At 51.2% G+C, this 20,986-nt stretch carries 18 protein-coding genes and 1 pseudogene; 9 read left to right on the top strand and 10 right to left on the bottom strand.

The annotated features are described in order from the left end of the window. Positions 1 to 10 precede the first annotated feature (10 nt). From HMPREF3052_RS10885 to HMPREF3052_RS10860, 6 genes are all read right to left on the bottom strand, one after another. Positions 11 to 328 carry a DUF2322 family protein gene (locus HMPREF3052_RS10885; protein WP_070749826.1) on the bottom strand — a complete coding sequence of 106 codons (318 nt, stop codon included), beginning with the start codon at positions 326 to 328 and terminating at the stop codon, positions 11 to 13. A gap of 97 nt (positions 329 to 425) precedes the next feature. After that, positions 426 to 1,052 carry a uracil phosphoribosyltransferase gene (gene upp / locus HMPREF3052_RS10880; protein ID WP_070749825.1) on the bottom strand — a complete coding sequence of 209 codons (627 nt, stop codon included), beginning with the start codon at positions 1,050 to 1,052 and terminating at the stop codon, positions 426 to 428. Positions 1,053 to 1,200: 148 nt separating this feature from the next. Then, a complete protein-coding gene (gene grxD / locus HMPREF3052_RS10875) occupies positions 1,201 to 1,512 on the bottom strand; it encodes a Grx4 family monothiol glutaredoxin (RefSeq protein WP_003681608.1) in 312 nt (103 codons plus the stop codon). A gap of 87 nt (positions 1,513 to 1,599) precedes the next feature. Then, positions 1,600 to 2,850, bottom strand: a complete 1,251-nt coding sequence (locus HMPREF3052_RS10870) for a glutamate-5-semialdehyde dehydrogenase (RefSeq protein WP_070749824.1) — start codon at positions 2,848 to 2,850, stop codon at positions 1,600 to 1,602. 9 nt (positions 2,851 to 2,859) lie between these two features. Further along, positions 2,860 to 3,663, bottom strand: coding sequence for a glutamate 5-kinase (gene proB, locus HMPREF3052_RS10865; RefSeq protein ID WP_070749823.1), 804 nt, complete (start codon positions 3,661 to 3,663; stop codon positions 2,860 to 2,862). 264 nt (positions 3,664 to 3,927) lie between these two features. Continuing rightward, positions 3,928 to 4,713 (bottom strand): inositol monophosphatase family protein, encoded by a 786-nt coding sequence (locus tag HMPREF3052_RS10860; protein ID WP_070749822.1) that lies wholly within the window; start codon positions 4,711 to 4,713, stop codon positions 3,928 to 3,930. A 175-nt stretch (positions 4,714 to 4,888) separates the two neighbouring features. Here HMPREF3052_RS10860 and HMPREF3052_RS10855 point away from each other — a divergent pair, with 175 nt between their 5' ends. From HMPREF3052_RS10855 to HMPREF3052_RS10830, 6 genes are all read left to right on the top strand, one after another. Next, on the top strand, positions 4,889 to 5,704 hold the full coding sequence (locus HMPREF3052_RS10855) for an RNA methyltransferase (protein ID WP_070749870.1): 816 nt from the start codon (positions 4,889 to 4,891) through the stop codon (positions 5,702 to 5,704). Positions 5,705 to 5,744: 40 nt separating this feature from the next. Continuing rightward, on the top strand, positions 5,745 to 6,614 hold the full coding sequence (locus tag HMPREF3052_RS10850; RefSeq protein WP_070749821.1) for a DUF1853 family protein: 870 nt from the start codon (positions 5,745 to 5,747) through the stop codon (positions 6,612 to 6,614). A 35-nt stretch (positions 6,615 to 6,649) separates the two neighbouring features. After that, positions 6,650 to 7,909 (top strand): RsmB/NOP family class I SAM-dependent RNA methyltransferase, encoded by a 1,260-nt coding sequence (locus HMPREF3052_RS10845; protein WP_070749820.1) that lies wholly within the window; start codon positions 6,650 to 6,652, stop codon positions 7,907 to 7,909. A 303-nt stretch (positions 7,910 to 8,212) separates the two neighbouring features. Then, complete coding sequence (locus HMPREF3052_RS10840; RefSeq protein ID WP_070749819.1) at positions 8,213 to 9,442, top strand: TolC family protein; 1,230 nt, start codon at positions 8,213 to 8,215, stop codon at positions 9,440 to 9,442. Between the two features lie 43 nt (positions 9,443 to 9,485). Next, positions 9,486 to 11,699, top strand: coding sequence for a type I secretion system permease/ATPase (locus tag HMPREF3052_RS10835; RefSeq protein ID WP_070749818.1), 2,214 nt, complete (start codon positions 9,486 to 9,488; stop codon positions 11,697 to 11,699). Positions 11,700 to 11,787: 88 nt separating this feature from the next. Beyond that, the gene (locus HMPREF3052_RS10830; protein WP_049329225.1) at positions 11,788 to 13,017 is read left to right on the top strand and encodes an HlyD family type I secretion periplasmic adaptor subunit; all 1,230 of its coding nucleotides are present in this window, start codon (positions 11,788 to 11,790) and stop codon (positions 13,015 to 13,017) included. Positions 13,018 to 13,078: 61 nt separating this feature from the next. Here HMPREF3052_RS10830 and pheA read toward each other — a convergent pair whose 3' ends face one another. Then, on the bottom strand, positions 13,079 to 14,167 hold the full coding sequence (gene pheA / locus HMPREF3052_RS10825) for a prephenate dehydratase (RefSeq protein ID WP_070749817.1): 1,089 nt from the start codon (positions 14,165 to 14,167) through the stop codon (positions 13,079 to 13,081). A 171-nt stretch (positions 14,168 to 14,338) separates the two neighbouring features. On the opposite strand from pheA, the gene tsaE reads away from it, so the two are divergent. Next, positions 14,339 to 14,809, top strand: a complete 471-nt coding sequence (tsaE, locus tag HMPREF3052_RS10820; protein ID WP_070749816.1) for a tRNA (adenosine(37)-N6)-threonylcarbamoyltransferase complex ATPase subunit type 1 TsaE — start codon at positions 14,339 to 14,341, stop codon at positions 14,807 to 14,809. Continuing rightward, on the top strand, positions 14,797 to 16,044 hold the full coding sequence (locus HMPREF3052_RS10815; protein WP_070749815.1) for an N-acetylmuramoyl-L-alanine amidase: 1,248 nt from the start codon (positions 14,797 to 14,799) through the stop codon (positions 16,042 to 16,044). Before tsaE ends, HMPREF3052_RS10815 begins: the two co-directional genes overlap by 13 nt. 65 nt (positions 16,045 to 16,109) lie before the next feature. Here HMPREF3052_RS10815 and HMPREF3052_RS10810 read toward each other — a convergent pair whose 3' ends face one another. Further along, a complete protein-coding gene (locus HMPREF3052_RS10810) occupies positions 16,110 to 16,721 on the bottom strand; it encodes a DUF4230 domain-containing protein (protein WP_083318835.1) in 612 nt (203 codons plus the stop codon). 186 nt (positions 16,722 to 16,907) lie between these two features. On the opposite strand from HMPREF3052_RS10810, the gene ribBA reads away from it, so the two are divergent. Next, positions 16,908 to 18,251, top strand: a complete 1,344-nt coding sequence (gene ribBA, locus HMPREF3052_RS10805) for a bifunctional 3,4-dihydroxy-2-butanone-4-phosphate synthase/GTP cyclohydrolase II (protein ID WP_191620638.1) — start codon at positions 16,908 to 16,910, stop codon at positions 18,249 to 18,251. A 215-nt stretch (positions 18,252 to 18,466) separates the two neighbouring features. Here ribBA and HMPREF3052_RS10800 read toward each other — a convergent pair. Then, positions 18,467 to 19,083, bottom strand: a pseudogene (locus tag HMPREF3052_RS10800) (IS5 family transposase); the annotation flags it as partial. Between the two features lie 228 nt (positions 19,084 to 19,311). Then, positions 19,312 to 20,986: transferrin-binding protein-like solute binding protein (locus HMPREF3052_RS10795; protein ID WP_070749813.1), on the bottom strand; the 1,675-nt coding region annotated here is incomplete at its 5' end.

Here is a 20,986-nt window from a genome sequence, read left to right as displayed (position 1 = left end):
TTTGTATTCATTAAGCAGCCAATGGTTTCAAAGTCAGGCTGATATTTTCAGCTTTCACTTTAAACAGCAAATCAATATTCGGATGTTTGCCAGGATTGGCTTCGGCATCAGCAACATGTTCGGCAAACCATGCCAGGCCGCGTTCTGCCGCCACTGCGTCCAGCTTGCCGTCAAACTCTTGCGCCAAAGCATGATAAAGCTTAAGCGAGCCTTGTTTGCCGGGCGCATTGGGAATGTGATGAACCACATTGCCCTCTTTATCGAGAATATCCAAGCCGCTCAAATGGTCGATGGCAGGCATGGTGGCCAGATTATCTTGGAAGCTCATGATTGTCCTTTCTGATGTGGGTTTTAAAGTAAACCATATAACAAGGCCGTCTGAAAGTTGATGTTTGACACTTTTCAGACGGCCTTAAACATTTCAATTAACGTGTACCGAAAATCTTATCGCCGGCATCACCCAAGCCTGGGATGATGTAGCCGTGTTCGTTCAAGTGGCTGTCGAGCGCGGCAGTGTAGATGGTTACATCAGGATGCGCGTCATTGACGGCTTTCACGCCTTCCGGAGCGGCAACCAATACCAATGCTTTGATATTGCTGCAACCTTTGGCTTTCAGCAAGTCGATGGTCGCAACCATAGAGCCGCCGGTCGCCAACATTGGGTCGATAATCAGTGCGGGACGTTCGTCCATGCTGTCAACGAATTTCTCAAAGTAAGAAACAGGTTTCAGCGTTTCTTCATCGCGCTGCAAGCCGACAACGCTGATTTTAGCGGTAGGAATCAGGTCGAGTACGCCGTCGAGCATACCCAAACCGGCACGCAAAATAGGGACAACGGTCAAGGTTTTGCCTTTGATACGGTCGCCTTCGATAGAGCCACACCAACCGTCGATGATGTATTTTTCGGTTTCAAAGTCGCGGCTGGCTTCATATGCCATCAGGCGTGCCAGCTCGGTAGTGAGCGTACGGAATTTATAAGTGCTGCATTCTGCCTCGCGCATCAAAGTCAGTTTGTGGCGGACGAGGGGATGATTGATGACGGTAACGTTCATTTTCTGTATTTCCGAGTTTCGTTGACGGAGTGAATTATACTTTTTTTCACGAATGGCGGAAAGGGTATGTTTCGTGCGAAAGGCCGTCTGAATCAGGGTTTCAGACGGCCTTTGTCAACAATTTTACATTACGGAATATTGTAGATGATTAAGCTTTCAGCAATTCTTGCAATTCGCCGGCCTCGTACATTTCCATCAAAATGTCAGAACCGCCGACAAATTCGCCGTTAACGTACAGTTGAGGAATGGTCGGCCAGTCGCTGTATTCTTTAATGCCTTGGCGTACGGCATCGTTTTCCAATACGTTGACAGTCACATAGTCGGTGCAACCTGCCGCATTCAGGATTTGTACGGCACGGGAAGAGAAGCCGCATTGTGGGAACTGCTTCGTACCTTTCATGAACAATACGACGCGGTGGGTGGTTACGACTTCTTTGATTTGATCGTGGATAGAGGACATGTGTGTTCCTTTTACTAAATCGGTTGTTCGGGGAAAATCAAATTTCCCGCCATTATACGCAAATTGATGGAGTTGAGGGGGCCTTTCTCAACGTCGGATCTGACCGTTGCCGTTGATATAGAATTTGGTCGAAGTCAGCGCTTCCAAGCCCATCGGGCCGCGGGCGTGCATTTTTTGGGTGGAAATACCGATTTCCGCGCCCAATCCGAAAACAAAGCCGTCGGTAAACCGAGTGGACGCATTGACATAAACCGCCGCCGCATCAATGCTTTCTTGGAAAAACTCGGCATGGGCAATGCTTTGGGTCACAATCGCTTCCGAGTGATGCGTCGTGTGGTCGTTAATCCAATCGACGGCTTCTTCCACCGATTTCACTGTCTTGACCGACATAATATAGTCAAGAAACTCGGTACTGTAATCTTCCTCGGTTGCCAAAACAGCATTTTTAAACATACGCAATGCTTCCTGATCGGCTCTAAATTCGACCGGATGCACTTTGGCAACGGCTTCTTCCAGTTTGGGCAAAAACGCTTCTGCTATCTTTTCATGAACAACCAAAGATTCAGCGGCATTGCACACGCTCGGACGTTGCGTTTTGGCATTCACGACGATATCGACCGCCATCTCCAAATCGGCACTGTCATCCACATAAATATGGCAATTACCGACCCCGGTTTCAATGACGGGAACTTTCGATTTCTCTTTCACCGTCTGAATCAAGCGCGCGCCGCCGCGCGGAATCAGTACATCAATATAATCGACTGCCTGCATCAATTCCTCGGCGGCGGCATGACTGGTATCTTCAATCAGCTGCACCACATCGGCATCCATTCCCGCTTTTACCAAAGTCTGCCTGATGACGGCAATCAATGCGGTGTTGGAATGGATGGCATCGCGACCGCCGCGCAAAATAATGGCATTGCCGGTTTTAAAGGCCAGAGAAAACGCATCGACCGAAACATTCGGGCGGCTTTCAAAAATCATGGCGACCACACCCAAAGGCACGCGTTTTTGAACAATCTTCAAACCGTCCAAATTGGTATAGCCGCGGACAACCTTCCCAATCGGGTCCTGCAAATCGGCAACCTGCCCAACACCTTCCGCAATGCCTTTGATGCGTTCGTGATTCAAGCGCAGCCTGTCGAGCATAATGTCCGAAATACCGTTTTCTTTTGCAGCGGCCAAATCGCGGGCATTTTCTGCCAAAATCATCTCAGCCTGTTCAACCAATGCTGCCGCAACCTGACGCAGCAGATTGTTTTTTTCTACGCTTCCCAAGCTGATTAACGTTTTACTGGCTTTTTGAGCATTCTTGCCCAACTGTTCGATATAGCTCATCAGACCTCCCTATTTCTCTTGTGCAAACCACGTTCCGATAGGCGCGCCATCTAAAACCTGAAGGATATCGCGCGGATTGGCACTGTTCATCAACACCATCTGGCCGTGATGTTCAAACATCATCTGCGCGCTCTTAATCTTACTGAGCATGCCGCCCGTACCAAACTTACTGCTCGAGCCGCCGGCAGAAGCAATAATTTCTTCGGTAATATCGGCCACATGGCTGCGTAGCTTGGCATCGGCGTGAACAGCCGGATTTTTATCAAACAAACCGTCAATATCGGACAACATAATCAGCAAATCGGCTTTAACGATTTTCGCCACAACTGCCGACAAACGGTCGTTATCGCCAAATTTGGTCGCATGGTCCATCTCGTCCACGCTGACCGCATCGTTCTCATTGACAATGGGGATAACGCCGATGGAAAGCAGGGATTCAAAAGCATTGGTAACGTTTGCCAAACTTTCCGGATATTCGACCACATCACGCGTCAGCAGGATTTGCGATACCGTCATCCGATAATGGGAAAAAATCTGCGAATAAAGGCTCATCATAGCCACTTGGCCGACGCTGGAAACAGCCTGCTGCTGCGCCATTTCCGCCGGACGTTTTTCCATGTTGAGGACATTCAGCCCAAAACCCATTGCACCGGAAGACACCAGCACAATTTCTTTGCCCTTACTGACCAAGCTGGAAATGACAAAGGCCAGTTGGTCGATTTTTGCCAAATTGATTTTGCCGTTTGGCAACACCAAAGAACTGGTTCCAATCTTAATGACAATGCGTTTTACTGCTTCAAAATCTCGTTTCATTATTCTCCTCTGCTTTCTATTTTTATGATTGCATACGGCATTATTTCAGCCAAACGTATCTACATCATAACTGCGAAGCAATAGAAAATACAGACAAAATTAAAAAACGCTTCCTTTAAAAGCCATATTTTCAGCTTTTATCCGAATTCGTTAACAACAAAACAAAAGGCCGTCTGAAGCCCAATTTCAGGTTTCAGACGGCCTTTTACCGATTATTGAGAACATGACCTGCCACGATAAATACAGACCGTTCCCTACAAACGCTTATTGGTGATCAGAAATAATTTTCAGCATTTGCGCCAATACTTTAGGATTAGCCGCAACGATGTCGCCGCTTTCCAGCCAACCTTCATCACCGGACATATCGGTAACGATGCCGCCTGCTTCTTGGACAATCAATGCACCGGCGGCAATATCCCAAGGCTTGAGGTTGAACTCGAAGAAACCGTCCAAACGGCCGACCGCAACGGCACACAAATCCAAAGAAGCCGCGCCTTCACGACGGCCGCCGGCGGTTTTTGCCAAGAAATCTTTCAAAATCGCCAGATACTTGTCCATCATGCTTTGATCGACAACAGGGAAGCCGGTGCCGATCAGGCAGCGGTTCAATTCGATGCGGTTGGAAACGCGGATGCGGCGGTCATTGAGCAACGCGCCTTTGCCGCGGGAAGCCATGTATACGTCGTTGCGCTCAGGTGCGTATACCAAAGCTTCTTGCAACACGCCTTTGTGCAGGAGTGCCATAGAGATAGCGTATTGAGGATGGCCGTGGAGGAAATTGGTTGTGCCGTCGAGCGGGTCGATAATCCATTCGTACTCGGCGGTGGCTTTACCGTGGGAGCCGCCTTCTTCGCAAGTGATTTTGTGATGCGGATAGGCTTCTTTAAGCGCTTCCACCAAAATCATTTCGGAGCTGCGGTCAACATCGGAAACGAAGTCGTTGAATGCTTTGCTGTCTACTTTGACGGCATCCAGATTGCCGGCGGCGCGAATCATCATTTGCCCTGCTTTACGGGCGGCTTTGAAAGCGGTATTTAAAAACGGATTCATGGTTTTCTTCCTAATTCAGGTAAAATACGCCCTAATGCGCCGAACAAGGCACACAAGAAGCTGTTAATCGTTTCCGATGCTGTTAAAGAACATTTCAGACGGCATGGAAAAAGGCCGTCTGAAAACAAAAAGATGGCGTATTATACCTGATTCCCGTACAAACAGAAAACAAAACATGACTTCCGAAAAACCTGCCCTGCCCGTTTATCTGGACAACATCCGCATCATCCTCACGCGCACCAGCCATCCCGCCAATATCGGTTCTGCCGCGCGCGCCATGAAAACAATGGGCCTGCACAAACTGACCATCGTCGCCCCCAATCTGATGGCAACGCCGATGACGGAAAATTCGCCCGTATTCGATCCGGAGCATCCGCAATCGTTTAAATTACCGGAAGAAAGTTTCATCCTCGCTTCCGGCGCGGCGGACGTTTTGGAAAATGCCACCATTGCCGCTTCTTTGGACGAAGCCCTTGCCGACACCACCATCGCCTGCGCCCTGACCAGCCGCCGCCGCGAAATTACTGCACCGCTGCAAACACCGCGCGACTTGGTGCCCGAATTACTACAGGCTGCCAACCGTGGCGAGAAAGTGGCACTGGTTTTCGGCAACGAAACTTTCGGCTTGAGCATTGAAGAAGTCCAAGCCTGCAACCGACTGATGACCATCAACGGCAATCCCGACTATTTCTCGCTCAACCTTGCCCAAGCCGTGCAGGTCGTGTGTTATGAAATCTTCAGCCAAACCGATTCGCCCATGACCCATCTTCAACAGGAAGACCACGCCGCGACCCACGAGCAAATCAAAGGCATGGTCGCCCACATGGAAAGCGTGATGAACGACATCGGCTTTTTCAACCGCCGCAACGGTGAGCGCCTGATGCGCCGTATGCAGAGCCTGTTCGGACGTGCCAATACGCAAACCGAAGACATCGATATCCTGCGCGGTTTTTTCAATACCGTCAGCCACCGTATCCATAAAAAAGACTGATTTAAGGCCGTCTGAAAACGTTACAGGTTTTTCAGACGGCATGACTGATATTCGGATAAGCATGAATTACGCCCTAGACGCATTATGGTGGAAACTCACCAGCCAACCCGTCCGCGACCTCGCCTCGCTGCTGACTGCGCCGCCTTTGTGGCAAAGCGGTTGCGAATTGAGCGTGCGCGAACTATTGGGGGAACTCGGTTTCCGCTACCTTTTGGCATTGGACGCCGATCCCGCGCCGCTGATGGATCACCTTGCCCAACGCGCCTCGTTCGGCCACCGTCTCGGCATTTATGCCGAAGAGCTGCTGGCTTTTTGGTTTGCCAACGCCCCACATGCTAAGCTGCACGCATACAACCTGCCCGTTTTTTCAGACGGCCAAACTTTAGGCGCCGCGGATTTTGTCGTTTCGCTTAATCAAAAGCCCTACCATATCGAGCTGGCGTGTAAATACTACGGCGGAGACCAAGTGCAAAACCTGCGCGGCCTTAATCCTAAAGACACGCTGACAGACAAAGCCGCCAAACTGGTACAGCAATCTAAACTGCTGCATACGCCGCAAGGCAAAGCGACCTTAGCCGCACAAGGCCTGCCGGAGAATCCGCTTCCTGCTTCCATCGTGCGCGGCATCGGATTTTTCCCACAAGGTTTCCATGCTTTTGAGCCGCCGCTTAATCCATACGGTTGGCGCGGCATCTATATTCAAGATTGGGCGGAATACGGGTTTGAACGCCAAGAAGCACGCTACCATTTGCTCGACCGTATGGCCTACCTCGCGCCTGCTCGTGTCGCCGAAACCGAAACATTGAACGAAACCGAAATCCGCCGTATCGACCAAGGCTTGATTGCCGTTTTGGAATTACGGCCGGACGGCTTTTGGCACGAAATCGAACGCATCATGAAGGCCGTCTGAAACTATTTACCAACTTTAAGAGAACCCATTACATTATGAACGCCGCACAACTCGACCATACCGCCAAAGTTTTGGCTGAAATGCTGACTTTCAAACAGCCTTCCGATGCCGTCCTCTCCGCCTATTTCCGCGAACACAAAAAGCTCGGCCGCCAAGACCGCCACGAAATCGCCGAAACAGCCTTTGCCGCACTGCGCCACTATCAAAAAATCAGCACTGCCCTGCGCCGTCCGCACGCGCAACCGCGCAAAGCCGCACTTGCCGCACTGGTTCTCGGCAGAAGCACCAACATCAGCCAAATCAAAGACCTGCTTGATGAAGAAGAAACAGAGTTCCTCGGCAATTTGAAAGCCCGTAAAACCGAGTTTTCAGACGGCCTGAATACCGCCGCAGAATTGCCGCAATGGCTGGTGGAACAACTGCAACAGCATTGGAGCGAAGAAGAAATCCTCGCCTTCGGCCGCAGCATCAACCAACCTGCCCCGCTCGACATCCGCGTCAATACTTTGAAAGGCAAACGCGATAAAGTGCTGCCTCTGTTGCAAGCCGAAAGTGCCGATGCAGAGGCCACGCCTTATTCGCCTTGGGGCATCCGCCTGAAAAACAAAATCGCGCTTAACAAACATGAGCTGTTTTTGGACGGCACGCTGGAAGTCCAAGACGAAGGCAGCCAGCTGCTCGCCTTATTGGTGGGCGCAAAACGTGGCGAAATCATTGTCGATTTCTGTGCCGGAGCCGGCGGTAAAACCTTGGCTGTCGGCGCACAAATGGCCAACAAAGGCAGAATCTACGCCTTCGACATTGCCGAAAAACGCCTTGCCAACCTCAAACCGCGCATGACCCGCGCCGGACTGACCAACATCCACCCCGAACGCATCAGCAGCGAACACGACACCCGCATCGCCCGACTGGCAGGTAAAGCAGACCGTGTGTTGGTGGACGCCCCTTGCTCCGGTTTGGGTACTTTACGCCGCAATCCCGACCTCAAATACCGCCAATCCGCCGAGACCGTGGCCAACCTTTTAGAACAGCAACACAGCATCCTCGATGCCGCCTCAAAATTAGTGAAACCGCAAGGCCGTTTGGTGTACGCCACTTGCAGCGTATTGCCGGAAGAAAATGAGTTGCAAGTCGAACGTTTCCTGTCCGAACACCCCGAATTTGAACTCGTCAACTGCGCCGAACTGCTGCAAAGCCTGAAGATTGATTTGGATACCGGAAAATACCTGCGCCTCAACTCCGGAGAACACCAAACCGACGGCTTTTTTGCCACTGTATTGCAACGCAAGGATTAAAATTGAAAAAGGCTGTCTGAAATCCTTTCAGACGGCCTTTTTGATAGATTTTTTACATTAAAATCATTAAATACGATAGTCGCGCTCTGCAATAATATACTTTAAGGCATGTATCTCGACCTTTTATCAGAATATTGTGAAAAGCTGGAAAAAATGCTTTATGCTTTGTAAATGTATGCGTTCTCGTTCAAAATTCGCCCGGTCATGCCTCAGGCGATACCCGATACGGACAACGATAATATATAAATCATTTGGTTAAAAATCATGTCGCATAGTTATTCTTCCCCCACAAAGCCCCGTTTCTTGTCATCGGCCGTTGCCGTTGCCTGCTGTCTGTTGCCGTTTCAGACGGCCTCTGCATACAGCCTGCAAGACATCCTCAGGGACGCTTTAGTCAGCGACCCGATTGTGCGTGAAGCCAAAGCCACTCAAGAAGCAGCGCAAAGCACGACCAAAGCCACGCGTGCGCGTCATTATCCTGTCGTGACCCTGACCGGCACGAAAGTGCTGGCGCAACACAATAAATATTCCAGCAACGATATGAAAGACGGTGTTGGCGTGCGTGGCAGCGTAAACATCTACTCATGGGGAGCGATTGAAGCCGCCGTCCGCCGCGACCGCAGCCGCGAAGAATACTATCAACACAAATACACCGAAAGCCAAGAGCAGCTGGGCAGCGATATCGGCCGCCTCTATCTGAGCGCATTGCGTGCAAAAGAAACCCTAGTCCTCAACGAACAGACTTTGGCGCGCCACAACAACCTCTTAAAAGACTTGGACACCATCGTCAAATATGATGCCGGCCGCCGTTCCGAGCTGATTGAAGCGCGCGCGCGCCAACTGCAAGTGGCAAACATTATCGCCCAACAACGCCGCACCATGGATTTGGCACTGAGCCGCCTGTCCCGCTATACCTCGCGCCAGCTGACTGCCAACGACTTGGAAGATCCGTTTAAAAACGACACGGCGAAATCCATCAGCGAACGCTTCAACAACCCCAACCGCAACAACAATCCGTCCTATCAGGCGCAATTGGCCGAACGCGACAGCGTCCGTGCCGATTTGGACGCTTCCAAAGCCGAACGCCTGCCTGCCCTCAATTTGGAAGGCAGTGCAACGCGTAACACCAGACAGCTTTATTTAAACGTTGCATGGAATGTGTTGGATATTGCCGCAAGACACAATGTAGAACGCAATGCCAAATCATTGATCGCCGCAGAAGCCAAGTCCGAACAAATCCTGCGCGACATGAACGAACGCGTTAAAACATCCGCCATCGATATGCAGGAAAGCGAACAGCGTACCGTGCTGACGGCGCAACACATCGCCGCCCAAAAAGAAGTCATCAAAGTGTACGAATTGCAGTTTAAAATCGCCCGACGTACGCTGACTGACGTTTTGAGCGCATACAGCGAGTTATCCTCCATCGAGCAGGATTACGTTGCCGCCCGCAACGATTTCCGCGATGCGGCGCTCGACTATTTAAATACCCAGGCCAAAATCTCCGCTTGGGTCGGTTTGGCACAAAAATAAAGCCATATCCGCCGGTTAAACCAAAAACATTACGCGAAAAAATATGAAAGCCATCATTGAACACATCGTTTTAGTGACCCGCCTTTTGGGTGCGCCCGTATCCGAAGCCGCTTTATCCGCCGAAGTCGTACGCGACAAAAAGCTCAAAGTCAACTATCACTCACTGGTCGAAGTCCTGCGCAGCCACGGCTTTGAAAATACCTTATCCAAACGCAATCTGGAAGACATCCCCTCGCTTGCCGTGCCTGCCATGATTATCCTGCACAACGAAGAGGCTGCGGTCATCACCCAAATCGAAGGTTCCGGCCAAGAGCGCAAATACCATATCCGCCAGGTTGACGGTTTGGAACAGGAACTCAGCCATGAGCAGCTCTCCGGCCTGTATTTGGGCTACTGCTGGTTTATCAAACCCAAAATGGCGACCGATATGCGCTCGGAGTTGCCTGAATACCATCTGCCCAAAGCATGGTTTTGGAAAGTCATTTGGCGTTTCCGCAGCTACTACTACCAAGTCATCTTGGCTACCATTATCATCAACTTTCTTGCGCTCGTCAGCTCCCTGTATGTGATGAACGTGTACGACCGTGTGATTCCCAACCAGGCCTATGAAACCTTGTGGGTATTGAGCATCGGCGTGGTCTTGGCGATTTTGTTTGAATTTGCCGCCAAGATGATTCGCGGCCACTTGACCGATATTGCCGGTAAAAAAGCCGATTTGATCATCAGCTCCGCCCTGTTCCGCCGCGTGATGGCATTGCGTCTGGCAGACCGTCCAGCTTCTTCCGGTTCATACGCCAGCAACCTGCGCGAATTTGAAGCCGTGCGCGAGTTCATGACCAGTGCCAGCTTGTTGACTATTGTCGACTTGCCTTTCCTGTTGCTGTTTATCTTCGTGATTTCCATGGTCGGCGGCAAACTGGCACTCGTTCCCTTGACCATCATTCCGATTGTCGTGATTGTCGGTTTTGTCGTACAACGCCCGCTCTCTCGCCACATCAACGAATCGATGAAAGAAGGTTCGCAACGTTCCGGCCTTGCCGTTGAAGCCATCGAAGGCATCGAAACCCTGAAAACCAACAACGCCACATCTTGGGCGCAACAACGTTGGGACGAATACACCGCCAAAACTTCCGCTTCTTCCATCAAAGTCAAAGACACCAGCAACTTCATGGTCAACTTTGCCGTTGCCATGCAACAGCTCAATACTGTCTTTTTGGTCGTCGTCGGTACCTATCTGATTCATGCCGACAACCATGCAGAACGCATCACCATGGGTGCATTGATTGCCTCCGTGATTCTGTCCGGCCGCGCCTTGGCGCCATTGGCACAAATCGCCGGTCTGGCGACCCGCTTCCAACAAGCCAAACTTGCCCTCAAAGGCGTAAACGACATCGTTACCCGCCCTATCGAGCGCAATCCGGAACGAAAATACATTACTTTGGACAACGTCCAAGGCAGTATTACCTTTGAAAACGTATCGTTCAAATATCAAGCCGACAACAACAGCGCCGTCGAAGATTTGCGCCTGACCATCAAACCGGGCGAAAAAGTCGGTATTTTGGGCCGCATCGGCAGCGGTAAAAGCACCATGCTCAAACTGGCCAGCGGTCTGTACGACACTGAAAAAGGCAACGTTACCCTTGACGGAGTCGATATGCGCCAGCTTGACCCCAACTTCCTGCGCGATCAAGTCCTGCTGCTGAGCCAATCGCCACGCCTGTTCCTCGGCACATTGCGTGAAAACATGGACTTGGCACGTACCGGCAGCTACTCTACCGACCAAGACTTACTGACTGCGCTCAACCGTTTCGGCCTCGACAAAATCATCCGCAACCATCCGCGTGGTTTGGATATGCCTTTGGGTGAAGACGGTTTGGGCTTATCCGGCGGTCAAAAACAAATCATCGCCCTGGCGCGCATGACCTTGCGCAACCCGAGAGTCGTCTTGCTGGACGAGCCGACCACCAGCCTGGATCAAGCCACTGAGCGTATGGCGCTCAATGCCATTGCCCAATGGGGCCGCAACCGCACCATGCTTTTGGTGACCCACCGTCCGCAAGTGCTGCAAATCGTCAACCGAATCATTGTGATGGACAATGGCAAAGTCGTGATGGACGGCCCGCGTGATCTGGTATTGCAAAAACTCATGCAAAACGAACAGGCCAAAGCAGCCAACGTCAAACAACAGCAACAAGCTGCTGCAGTCAAACAGCAGCAAAAACAAGCTGCCGCCGCCCCTCAATCGGCAGCACAATAAAGCAAAAGGCCGTCTGAAACCTACTTACCCTTTCAGACGGCCTGCCCTAATGGTTAAAATCCACCAAACACAATAAAGATACACGATTATGAGCCGCGAAAACAACGTCAAATCCAAAGACCTACACCTCATCAACGACCTCAATGCCGCCCTTCAAAAAGAAAAACACAGCGGCCAATTTTGGGTCATCATCCTATTCTTCCTTTTCCTGATTGTCTTCGTCGTCTGGGCATACAACAGCCCTGTCGAAGAAGTGACCCGCGGCAACGGCAATATCATTCCCAGCAGCCGTGAGCAAGTAATCCAAAGCCTCGACCCCGGCATCGTAACCGAAATCATGGTTAAAGAAGGCGACATGGTCGAGAAAGATCAGATTCTGATGAAACTCGACGACACGCGCAGCTCTGCCGTTTTACGAGAAAGCGAAGCCAAAGTCGAAAACCTCGAAGCCACTATTGCCCGTCTTAAAGCCGAAGCCTACGGCATCAAGCTTTCCTTCCCTGACAGCGTGGGCCCTGAGCTTCGCCGTCGCGAAATTGCCGCCTACAAAGCACGCCGTCAAGCCATGACCGATGCCGTCAGCGGCCTCTCCCAAAGCAAGGCCGCGCTTGACCGCGAAATCGCCATTACCGCACCGATGGTTGCCGAAGGCGTGGTTTCCGAAGTCGAACTTTTAAGAATGCGCCGCGATTCCGCAGACTTGGCTACCCAAATCTCCGAACGCCGCAACCGCTACAAAGCCGATGCCAACAACGAACTCTTGCAAGCCGAATCCGAGCTGGCGCAATCCAAAGAAAACGTTGCCATGCGTGCCGATCCGGTTGAACGCTCGCAAATCCGTGCGCCTATGCGCGGCATCGTCAAAGGCATAAAAGTCACCACCATCGGCGGCGTTGTGAATGCAGGCGAAGACATCATGCAAATCATCCCCGTTGACGACAAACTGCTGGTCGAAGCCTATATCCGTCCGCAAGACATCGCCTTTATCCGCGCAGGCCAACCTGCATTGGTTAAAGTCAGTGCCTATGACTACTCCATCTACGGCGGTTTAGAAGGTAAAGTTACCCTCGTCGGCGCCGATACCGTCAGCAACTCCATGCAAAACCGTGCCAACGACTTGAAACTTGACCCGAACCAAGTCTATTACCGTGTTCTCGTCCAAACTGAAAACAACTCCCTGAAAGACAAAAACGGCAAACCTATGCCGATTATTCCGGGCATGGTTGCAACGGTGGACATCAAAACTGGTGAAAAAACCATCTTCCAATACCTGATCAAACCAATTACGCGTATGAAACAAGCGTTAAGCGAACGCTAATCGATAAAACGATAAAAGGCCGTCTGAATATTTTCAGACGGCCTTTTATACCCAATAATCCTTACAAAACAACGGTCGGATAAGAGCCGACAACTTTCACGAAGGAAGCGCGTTCGCCCAAAAGCTGCAAGGCTTTTTGGACATTTTCATCGCTTTGATGGCCTTCGATATCGATGAAGAACAGGTATTCCCACAAAACCGATTTGCTTGGGCGGCTTTCAAATTTGGTCATGGAAATACCCAACTCGGTGAAAGGTTGCAACAAAGAAGTAACGGCACCGGCACGGTTGGGCGCGGATACGACCAAAGAGGTTTTATCATTGCCGCTGCGGCCGGTTTCTTGATGGCCCATCACCAAGAAGCGCGTGGTGTTGTTTGGTTCGTCTTCGATACACTCGGCGGCAAAGCTCAACTGATAAATTTCCGCGGCGATACGTCCAGCAACGGCGGCCACATTCGGGCTGTCAGATTCGGCAACCAAACGCGCTGCTTCGGCATTGCTGGCTACGGCGATACGCTCGGCATTGGGCAGGTTGCGGCCGAGCCAGTCATTGCATTGCGCCAAGGCTTGGGCATGGGCGAAAACTTTGGTAATGCCGCCGATTTCGTGGCTGTCTTTACGCAGCAGGTTGTGATGGATGCGGACAACCACTTCGCCGCAAGCTTTCAAAGCGGTTACAGCCAGCAAGTCCAAAGTTCGCCCCACCGAGCCCTCGGTCGAATTTTCTACCGGCGCCACCAAATAATCGGCTTGACGCGTTTCAACTTGTTTGAAGCAGTTGTCGATGGTGGTACACGCCATGGTGTGTGCGGCGTGGCCGAAATGTTTGATGGCGGCTTGCTGGGTAAATGTTCCCTTCGGGCCCAAATAGGCAATCGTCAACGGACGCTCCACTGCCAAACATTCGCTCATAATCTCACGAAACAGCCGGGTGACCGATTCATCCGGCAAAGGGCCGCGGTTCAAATCCTGAATCCGGCGCAAAACGACGACTTCCCGTTCAGGACGGTACACCGCGCCTGTCCCTTTCAATTCGCCGATAGCATGCGCATGACCGGCGCGCTCGTTGAGCAAACGGAGGATTTCCGCATCGATGCTGTCGATGGCATTGCGGTGCGGCAATAATTGTTCGTCTATGGATAAAGGCATAAGCTGTCTCGCAATTTTGTGAGGGATATTTTCATTTTAACATTAAAGGCCGTCTGAATTCCGTTTTCAGACGGCCTCAACACTATCTTTATCTAACTTTATCGTCTATCAGGTTTGCAAACGCCGCCAATTCCATCATAATTAAGCCTTTCGAACGACAAGGCCTATTCCATGCACTCAAACGGACTGTACACCCGTTTTCTGCCCGATGAAGAAGCAACCCTGAAACTGGGTGAAGAATGGAGCAAGCAGCTTGCCGCTCCGCTGACCATCTACCTTGAAGGCGGGCTGGGTGCAGGCAAAACCACGCTGACACGTGGGATTTTGCGCGGACTGGGACATACGGGCGCAGTCAAAAGCCCGACTTACACCATTGTCGAATCTTATCCGCTGGATACATTCACCCTCCACCATTTCGACCTCTACCGCTTTACCATGCCCGAGGAATGGGAAGATGCCGGTTTGGACGAATTGTTTGCGCCCGACAGCATCTGCCTCATCGAATGGCCGCAGCAAGGCGGGGAATTCACGCCTCCGGCAGACATTACCATTACATTGACGTACACCGATAAGGGCAGAACCTGCACCTTTTCCGCCCACACAAACCAAGGCCGAAAAAGTTTAGAATTATGGTCAAATTAACTAGAAGATACATTCTCCGTCAAGGCACAGGACTATTTCTCACCCTCACGCCCGTTGGTGCCGCATTAGCTAAACCGGCCTCTCCTGCGCAATTCCTTGCCGTCCGCATTTGGCCGGCGCACGCCTACACACGCGTCACCCTTGAGAGCAACCACTCAATGAAATACCAACATTTTATGTTGGACAACCCCAGCCGGTTGGTCGTGGATATTCAAGGAGCGGAAATCAACAGCGTCCTGCAAGGCATTTCCAGCAAAGTACTGTCTAATGACCCTTTTATCCGCAGCATTCGCGCCGGTCAAAATACGCCCAACACCGTGCGTATCGTTATCGACCTCAAACAAAGCACTCATCCTCAAGTCTTTGCACTCGCACCCGTCGGCAACTTCAAAAACCGCTTGGTTATCGACCTCTATCCGCACGGCGCAGATGCCAACGACCCGATGATGGCCTTGCTCAACGGCAATATCCCCAAACAACGTCCGAATACCAATATCGCATACGACACCCCTGCCCCTAAAAGCAATCGCGGCAGCGGCGGCAACCGCCGTCCTGTGATTATGATCGACCCCGGTCATGGCGGCGAAGACCCTGGCGCAATCGGCCCGAGCGGCCTCAAAGAAAAAAACGTCGTACTCTCCATCGCCCGCGAAACCAAAAAACGCCTCGAAGCCTTGGGTTACAACGTATTCATGACGCGCAACGAAGACATCTTTATCCCATTGGGCGTACGCGTTGCCAAAGGCCGTGCACGCAATGCAGACGTATTCGTCTCCATCCACGCCGATGCCTTTACCAGCCCGTCCGCTCGCGGTACCGGCGTATATATGCTCAATACCAAAGGCGCTACCAGCTCGGCGGCAAAATTCCTTGCCCAAACCCAAAACAACGCCGACGCCATCGGCGGCGTACAAACCAGCGGCAACCCCAATGTCGACAACGCCATTTTGGACATGACCCAAACCGCGACCCTGCGCGACAGCCGCAAGCTCGGCCATTCCGTCTTGACCGAATTAGGCAAACTCAACCAACTGCACAAAGGCCGCGTTGACGAAGCCAACTTTGCCGTCCTCCGCGCGCCGGATGTTCCGTCCATTTTGGTGGAAACCGCCTTCCTCTCCAACCCTACCGAAGAGCGGCTGCTCGGTAGCGAGTCCTTCCGACAACAATGCGCCCAAGCCATTGCCACCGGTATTCAAAAATACATCAATACCGCCGTTTTACGACGCGGATAATGGCTTGATGAAACAACGGCCGTCTGAAAATTTTTCAGACGGCCTCATCTTTTCAAGCAATCTATTTAACCGCACTTCCCTACCGCAGCCGGATAGACGGACACCTTCGTCTGCGTCAATGCAAACAGGTTTTCCAACTGTGTTTGCGCCTGACGGTTGGCATGTTCCAAAATCTCAGCCTTACACGTGCTTCGCAATACCTGCCGTTTCGCCTCTTCCTGTACCGTCTTAAATACAGACTTATCCATAGGCAGCAAATTAAACGAGCCGGTCTGAATATCGTACACTTCGATATTTTCCAAATCCACGCTCAAGATTTCCACCGCCGGCAGACTGATAATTACCTTATCGTCCACAATATTGACATTGTCCGCGCCCAACTTGTCCAAATCCAAACCGGCCAACACCTTACCGCGCACAATAAAAATACCGCTTTGCGAATCCTGCCACAGCCTGCGCCAATCCCCTTTTTTCTCCGTACGGATAATCGTATCGATATAAAATGCCGTACTTTCCAAGCGGTTCATCTGCTTAATCTGCATCAAAACCCCCTCACGGGACAAAACCTGATGTTCTTCGTTCTGACCATACAGGGCATAAAACCAGCCGCCCGCAGCCGTCAGCGCACACAACACCAGCACGACCAATCCGCGCCCAAGCATTTTCATTTCAAACATCCCCCGTTAAAATAATCATCAAAAGATTCCCCATATTCTCCCAAAACCGTCAATTTCAAGCCCTACCCAGGCCGTCAGAAACATTAAAACTTATTACCAAAAAGTAATAAAAAATCTCAACAAACAAAGTTTGCCTTTTGGTAAAGACAAGACTACAATCCATTACACACAATTCAATTTCATCTCATCATGAATACCACCGACCTGCGCCGCCACAACCTGCGGCAATGGATAACACAACACCACAACGGCCAGCAGACCAAGTTTGCCCAAGCCATCGCCATCAACCAAGGCGAGCTGTCCGCCCTGCTGAAAAACAAATCTTTCGGCGAGAAAAAAGCCCGAAAAATCGAGCAGGCAGCCAATATGCCTGACATGTGGCTGGATCAAGACCACCAAGACCGCCACGCCCCCACCACCAGCCAAGAAAGAAATACCATGTCCCACATCTCCACCATCCCCGAAATCCTAGCAGACATCAAAGCAGGCAAAATGGTCATCATCACCGATGCCGAAGACCGCGAAAACGAAGGCGACTTGCTGATGGCCGCCCAATTCGTTACCCCTGAAGCCATCAACTTCATGATTAAACACGCACGCGGCCTGGTCTGCCTGCCGATGGACGGTGAAATGGTCGAAAAACTCGGCCTGCCCATGATGACCCAGAAAAACGGCGCGCAATACGGCACCAACTTTACCGTCTCCATCGAAGCCGCCCACGGCATTACCACCGGCATTTCCGCCGCCGATCGCGCCCTGACTATTCAAACCGCCGTTTCCCCATCCGCTAAACCAGAAGACATCGTCCAACCCGGCCACATCTTCCCACTGCGTGCCCAAAAAGGCGGCGTACTCGTCCGCGCAGGACACACAGAAGCCGGCGTTGACCTGGCACAAATGAACGGCCTGATTCCCGCCGCCGTCATCTGCGAAATCATCAACGACGACGGCACCATGGCGCGCATGCCCGAACTGATGAAATTCGCCGAAGAACACAATCTCAAAATCGGCACCATTACCGACCTCATCGAATACCGCAGCCGTACCGAAAGCCTACTCGAAGACATGGGTAACGCACCCGTACAAACCCCGTGGGGCGAGTTCCAACAACACGTTTACGTCGACAAACTCTCCGGCGAAACCCACCTCGCCCTCGTCAAAGGCACACCAACCGCCGACGAAGAAACCCTTGTCCGCGTCCACGAACCCTTCAGCGTAATGGACTTCATCCAAGCCAACCCGCGCCATTCATGGTCATTGCCCAAAGCCCTTGAGCGCATCCAACAAGCCGAAAGCGGCGTAGTCATCCTCTTGCACCGTACCGAAGACGGCGCCACCCTACTCGACCGCACCCTGCCCAAAGGCGCAAACCAAGCCTACAAATGGGACAGCAAAAGCTACGGCATAGGCGCACAAATCCTCGCCGGCCTCAACGTCAAAAAACTGCGCGTCCTCGGCCAGCCGTCATCCTTCACCGGCCTCACCGGCTTCGGCCTCGAAGTCGTCGGTTTTGAAGAAGCTGAAAAATAATCTTGCTTGATTGATTCTCAAAGCAAATGAAACAAAAGGCCGTCTGAACATCATTTTTCAGACGGCCTGAGACCTTTGCAAAATTCCTTTTTCCCCGACAGCCGAAACCTAAACAAAGATTTTCGGCTGTTTTTGTTTCAAATATCCACTGATTCTACTCAAATACCCCCTTAATCCCCCTTGGATACCTGATTAATCAGGCATCTGGCCGCCTTTTAGGCAACTACAGGCGCACTTAGCCTGTTGGCGGCCTTCAACAGGTTTAAACACATCGCCTTCAGATGGCTTTGCGCACTCACTTTAATCAGCCCGAAATAGGCTGCCCGGGCATAGCGGAATTTACGGTGCAGCGTACCGAAGCTTTGTTCGACTACATAACGGGTTTTCGATAAATACCGGTTACGTTTGGTTTGCGCTTCCGTCAGCGGACGGTTGCGGTGGGCTTTGCGCATAATGCCGTCCTGCAACTGACGCTTTTTCAGATGTTGCCGATTTTCCTTACTGTCGTAGCCTTTGTCGGCATAGACGGTCGTGCCTTCGGCAATACCCTCCAACAAAGGGGACAGGTGGTTGCACTCATGGGTATTGGCGGGAGTGATGTGCAATTTCCCGATATAGCCTTCTTCATCGGTACGGGTATGTTGTTTGTAACCGAGTTTGTAGAGGCCGTTTTTCTTTGTCCAACGGGCATCTTCATCTTTGCTCGGTGTGGTTTGGCCGCTGACTTGTCCTTCTTCATCGACTTCTATAGCCTGACGCTGTTTGCTGCCGGCAGTTTGAATAATGGTGGCGTCAATGACGGCGGCGGATGCTTTCTCTATTTGAGACCTTTGCAAAATTCCCCAAAATCCCCTAAATTCCTACCAAGACATTTAGGGGATTTTGGGGAATTTTGCAAAGGTCTCAGATTATCTGAAAATAAGATTCAAGGTTTTCAGACGACCTTTTAGCGGGTAAATTGCTCTCTAGATTGTTGTTACCGTAAAAGGTCGTCTGAAAATCCTACCCACTCAAAAACAAACCGCCTTTTCAGGCGGTTGTTTTCAGCTTAAACAGACGGTTATTGTTTTTTACCGCCGAATACACCGAAGGCATTGTTACTTTTATCTTCTTTGTCATGATAACTGTATCGCCCAGCCATTTCGGCAGCTTTGTCACCGTAGAATCCGCCGGTTACAGAGCCTTGTGCATCTGAAGTCCATTTACCATTAAAGCTGCTACCTGTAATACCTGCGGTAAAGGCTCGTTCATTCATGAACCATCTGTCACCACTATTGATTTTACCTGCGATAGTCTTGGTATCGAAGTTGACATCTGCGGTAAACGAACCGGTGGTACGGTAGGTGTTGCCGGCATCCACCCAGTTTTCCTTATCATCCAAGTTGCGGGCACGGAAATTCAACACCTCGCCTGCGTATTTAGCCGTACCGGACGGTAGAGAGGTACTCATTACCCCCTGAACAAACAAGGAGTAGGCATTATCGGCAAGTTTTGCCGCACCGAAGACAACATTGCTCAAATTGCCTGAAGCAACAAACGATTTGTAGTCCGAACCCAATTCAGTTTGATGGAGCTTGTTGGTAACAGGTGCCAAAGCGATTGCCGTACCGTTGATAATGACTTTGGTCAAGTCCGCGATATTCGATAAGACGTATTGCTCGCCTGTTTCACCTTTTTTCAATTCGGTTGCGGCGGCATCAACTGTAGGTTTGGTTACGGGCGCATCAGGTTTGGCAACCGGCGCATCAGGCTGTCCACCTGCTTGATCTGCCGCATCTTGGCGTTTTGCACCAAACACACCGCGCGCCACTACGTCTTCATCACGTTGGTTTTTGCCTGCCGCACTATATGTACCGGCAAGTTGGTCTGCCTTCGCGCCAAAGAATCCGCCTTGCATCGTACCTTGCTTGTTGGAGAAGGTGTTGCCGTGCAAATCGCCATTGAAAGACAGATTTTCCGCCATATCGCGCGCATTGGATTTGACGACACCTGCAATCCTGTTGCCACCACTACCACCGCCAACCGTTTGATCGGAATAGCGGTTGATGCTGACATTGATGGTTTTTTGGTCGAAATTGACTTTTGCGGTAACATCGGTTGCTTTGGCGGCAGGATACAGATTGGCCAGCTTGGCTTGCGAACCGGTTTCAAAAATTTCTTGCAGATCTCTTGTATTGATCGGCAGTCCGTTTTGGAAATGCAGGCCGATGCCTTTATAGGTTGCATCCCCTCTTTGGGCTGCAACGGTATCACTGCCTGATGGTGTGCCTTGGACAAACAACGCCTGTTTCACATCACGCAGATCGCTGACATCGGCAACACCGCCGTAACGAACGTCAGGCAACAGGTCGCCGCTGTGTATCGCATATTGTGCTGCATCAGCTTTACCGCCGTTCATACTTTTTTCGCCCAACGTGAACTCACCTGCTTTAACGTCTTTGGTATTAATGGCGACACCATCAAGTACGACGCTGTTTTTATCCGAGGCAGTCGGAGCTTCGGTTTTGGCATATTCCAAATCGCCGGTTTCACGTTTTTTCGCTACCAAGACACCGCCATCCAAAGCCTTGCCCATTACTTTGCCTTCGCCGCCAAAACCTTGACCTGAATTGGCCTCATTGGCTTTCTTAGCTTCCTCAGCTTTCTTAGCTTCCTCAGCTTTCTTGACCTCTTCAGCTTTCTTAGCTTCCTCAGCTTTCTTGGCCTCTTCAGCTTTCTTGGCTTCTTCAGCTTTC

Source organism: Neisseria sp. HMSC056A03 (genome assembly GCF_001815685.1).
GTDB classification, from domain to species: Bacteria; Pseudomonadota; Gammaproteobacteria; order Burkholderiales; family Neisseriaceae; genus Neisseria; species Neisseria subflava.
Note: the sequence above shows the minus strand (reverse complement) of the source record. Positions and strands in the feature narration are given on the sequence as shown.

Excerpts from the sequence above, each read along its gene's own strand:
- HMPREF3052_RS10810 (WP_083318835.1), bottom strand. The coding sequence starts at position 16,721 with ATGTTTGAAATGAAAATGCTTGGGCGCGGATTGGTCGTGCTGGTGTTG.
- HMPREF3052_RS10815 (WP_070749815.1), top strand. The coding sequence starts at position 14,797 with ATGGTCAAATTAACTAGAAGATACATTCTCCGTCAAGGCACAGGACTA.
- HMPREF3052_RS10845 (WP_070749820.1), top strand. The coding sequence starts at position 6,650 with ATGAACGCCGCACAACTCGACCATACCGCCAAAGTTTTGGCTGAAATG.
- tsaE (WP_070749816.1), top strand. The coding sequence starts at position 14,339 with ATGCACTCAAACGGACTGTACACCCGTTTTCTGCCCGATGAAGAAGCA.
- grxD (WP_003681608.1), bottom strand. The coding sequence starts at position 1,512 with ATGTCCTCTATCCACGATCAAATCAAAGAAGTCGTAACCACCCACCGC.
- HMPREF3052_RS10855 (WP_070749870.1), top strand. The coding sequence starts at position 4,889 with ATGACTTCCGAAAAACCTGCCCTGCCCGTTTATCTGGACAACATCCGC.
- pheA (WP_070749817.1), bottom strand. The coding sequence starts at position 14,167 with ATGCCTTTATCCATAGACGAACAATTATTGCCGCACCGCAATGCCATC.
- HMPREF3052_RS10885 (WP_070749826.1), bottom strand. The coding sequence starts at position 328 with ATGAGCTTCCAAGATAATCTGGCCACCATGCCTGCCATCGACCATTTG.
- proB (WP_070749823.1), bottom strand. The coding sequence starts at position 3,663 with ATGAAACGAGATTTTGAAGCAGTAAAACGCATTGTCATTAAGATTGGA.
- HMPREF3052_RS10835 (WP_070749818.1), top strand. The coding sequence starts at position 9,486 with ATGAAAGCCATCATTGAACACATCGTTTTAGTGACCCGCCTTTTGGGT.
- HMPREF3052_RS10850 (WP_070749821.1), top strand. The coding sequence starts at position 5,745 with ATGACTGATATTCGGATAAGCATGAATTACGCCCTAGACGCATTATGG.
- HMPREF3052_RS10870 (WP_070749824.1), bottom strand. The coding sequence starts at position 2,850 with ATGAGCTATATCGAACAGTTGGGCAAGAATGCTCAAAAAGCCAGTAAA.
- HMPREF3052_RS10830 (WP_049329225.1), top strand. The coding sequence starts at position 11,788 with ATGAGCCGCGAAAACAACGTCAAATCCAAAGACCTACACCTCATCAAC.
- upp (WP_070749825.1), bottom strand. The coding sequence starts at position 1,052 with ATGAACGTTACCGTCATCAATCATCCCCTCGTCCGCCACAAACTGACT.
- HMPREF3052_RS10860 (WP_070749822.1), bottom strand. The coding sequence starts at position 4,713 with ATGAATCCGTTTTTAAATACCGCTTTCAAAGCCGCCCGTAAAGCAGGG.